The following is a 2,122-nucleotide window of genomic DNA, read 5'->3' as shown; positions in this document are numbered from 1 at the left end:
ATTTGGGATTTTGGAGTGTGCGGCCTTGTCTGAGCGGCGAGTTGATGGCAGATGGCCTCGTTTTCCCTGGTCCAGGGGATGCTGAGTCGGCCGCCTTTGTCTCGGTGGACGTTCAGGCGGCTGCGGGCGATGGTGTAGTAGAGGGCGCCGGGGCGGATGCTGAGCCGTGCGGCGACCTGCTGGACGCTCAACTCGCCGCTCTCCAGGGTTGTTTCGGGAAGCGGGTGGCTTCCGAGGCCGGTGGGGCCGGGATGCTTGGGCCGTGCCAGCTGGCTGCGGGTCTCGGATTCCACTTGATCGTTCCAGGGGATGATGACCCGGCCGGTGGGGCCGCGGCGGGCCGGAAGGCGGCCGGTACGGACCTGGTAGGCGACGGCTGCGGGCAGTACCCCGAGGCGGCTGGCGACCTGCTGAACGCTGAGTTCACTCTCGTCGCAGGTGCCGGTGGTCAGCGGGCGGCTGCCGGTTCCGGTGCGGAGGAACCGCTCGGGGTGGGCGAGCCAGTCGCGGCAACCGGCCTCGACGGTGTGGTTCCAGGGGATGGCAACCCGGCCGGTGCTGGTGCGGCGGCTGGTCAGACGGCCGGTGCGGATCCAGTAGTAGACGTCGTAGTCGTGAACGCCCAGGCGGCGAGCCGCGTCCTGCACGGAGACTTCGCCCTCGCGGGCGGTTCCGGTGAGGGCTCGGGCTCCCTGGCCTGCGGGATTGAGGTGTCCGGAGCTGGCGATGCGCCGACGGCAGTCGGCCTCGGTCTCCGGGGTCCAGGGAATGCACCAGCGTCCTGTGCGGTCCTGACGGGCCGGCAACCGGCGGTGGGTGATCCAGTAGTAGGCCGCGTTGTAGCTGACGGCCAGGATGCGGGCCATGTCGTCGATGCCGATCTCGCCGTCGCGGAACGGAACCGTGCGGGGTGCCGGGATCTTGTAGGCGTGGCGGGCCCATCGCACCGCTTTGACGTCGAAGGGTCGCCGGTGGCCGGTCAGCAGCCGGGCGGCGGCCAGTTCGGTGACGAGTTCCTCGTCGGTCAGCGCCGGGCCGAGCCGGGTGATCAACTCGATGGCGCCGGCCGGGGTGCGGGGTGCCGCACTGCGTGCAGTGGTGATCAGATCGGTGGCGCCGGTGTGCCAGCGCACCCCGATGCGGGCCTGGCCGTCGCCTTCGTCGGGCAGCACGGTGATGTCGCTGATCAGGGTCCGCAGCAGGCGTTTTCGGTCCTTGGCGCTGGTGGTGGGAGCGTCCCAGAGGCGGGGCAGGTCGGCGGCAAGCGTCTCCAGTTCGGCCCGGCCGGGCAATGGTGGGCGGGCGTCACGGGTGGCGACCAGGGCAGCCTCCGCCTCGATGAGCGCGGCCAGTTTCGTCTCCCATCGGCTTTCCAGTGTCCGGGCGACCAAGCGGTTTTCCGGTTCGACCTGTCCGAAGGCCCGCTCGGCGCGGTCGGCTTCGTAGCGGGCGCGCTCGACGGCGAGTTCGGCGGCGTGATGGGCGCGGGTGTGCCGGACGGAGACCTGCTCGGCCGCGTCCAGGGCGAGGGCGACCTGCGCGGTGGTGAGCGTGGTCAGCAGCAGGGCGGCGACCGCGGTGTCCACGATGCTGGCCGCGATCGAGCGGCAGGCGGTGGTGCGGGCGGCGTCCCGGTGGCCCATGCAGTCGTAGTAGGCCCGGTGGAAGGTGCCCTGGTAGCGGGTGCCGATCCGGTTCCCGCACGACCCGCAGCCGATGGCGCCCTGGCACAGAGGTTCACCCTCGCGGGGCGGCCGGGCACCGCTGTGGGTGCAGTTCGCGGTGAGTTTCGCCTCGATGTCCAGGAACTGCTGCCAGGTGATGTACCCCTGGTGGTGATCGAGCAGGACGATGGGCCAATCGGCGCGCGGAATCCGCGGACTGGTGGTGGAGACGGTGCCGTCCGGGCGGACCGTGCGCTGGGTGCGGTGCCGGCCATAGACGTACGTTCCGGCGTAGGCCGGGTTGGTGAGCAGGCCCAGGACCCGGCCATGGGTAAGCTTTCCCCACCGCAACTGCCCGTCCCAGACGCCCCCGTACGCGCGCAGCGGGAAGGTGCGGCCGACGAACGCGGCGACCGTGCCGTAGGCGGAACCGGTGCGGGCGAACTCGGCAAACACGT

Annotated in this window: 1 protein-coding gene; it reads right to left on the bottom strand. The window is 70.9% G+C overall.

Features of this window, described 5'->3' with window-relative positions; translation table 11 throughout:
- On the bottom strand, positions 1–2,122 hold a 2,122-nt coding region (locus tag QMK30_RS38215), incomplete at both ends, for a recombinase family protein (RefSeq protein WP_283522930.1).

Source organism: Streptomyces sp. H27-C3 (genome assembly GCF_030063415.1).
GTDB lineage: Bacteria > Actinomycetota > Actinomycetes > Streptomycetales > Streptomycetaceae > Streptomyces.
This window is presented reverse-complemented; position numbering and strand designations above follow the sequence as displayed.